Annotated in this window: 1 protein-coding gene; it reads left to right on the forward strand. The window is 22.8% G+C overall.

Annotated features, from left to right (window positions below; genetic code table 11):
- Window positions 1–43: 43 nt before the first annotated feature.
- Window positions 44–325 (forward strand): hypothetical protein, encoded by a 282-nt coding sequence (locus GBZ86_RS16850; protein WP_152892553.1) that lies wholly within the window; start codon window positions 44–46, stop codon window positions 323–325.
- Window positions 326–386 lie beyond the last annotated feature (61 nt).

Consider the following 386-nt stretch of genomic DNA (forward strand, 5'->3'; position numbering starts at 1 on the left):
AAGACTAATATAATAAATAAAACCTTTACAAAGGAGTGTTAGCATGTTTGAAAAAAAATTAATTCAATATGAAAAGCGATTAGAAAGATTGCAAGCTACTATGAATTGTTGTGTTGACAAGAATGGTAATATTATCAAAGGAGATTTGATAAATCTTGCTTTATCTGAAGCCAAAGAGCTTTTATCTGAATGTAAAATTGATAAAAGTAACTGCATAGAAACTAATATAGCTTTAAAAGGAACTCCTACTTACAATAGATGTGTAAATTCATTTGACTATATTATAAAAAATCTAAAAGATTTATTAAAAATTAAGAATATCTAATACATATTTTCGTGAATAAAGATAAGTAATTAAAAAAATACTTAATTATTTATCTTTATTC

The organism is Clostridium tarantellae (assembly GCF_009295725.1).
In the GTDB taxonomy this organism is placed as follows: Bacteria; Bacillota; Clostridia; order Clostridiales; family Clostridiaceae; genus Sarcina; species Sarcina tarantellae.

Excerpts from the sequence above, each read along its gene's own strand:
- GBZ86_RS16850 (WP_152892553.1), top strand. The coding sequence starts at position 44 with ATGTTTGAAAAAAAATTAATTCAATATGAAAAGCGATTAGAAAGATTG.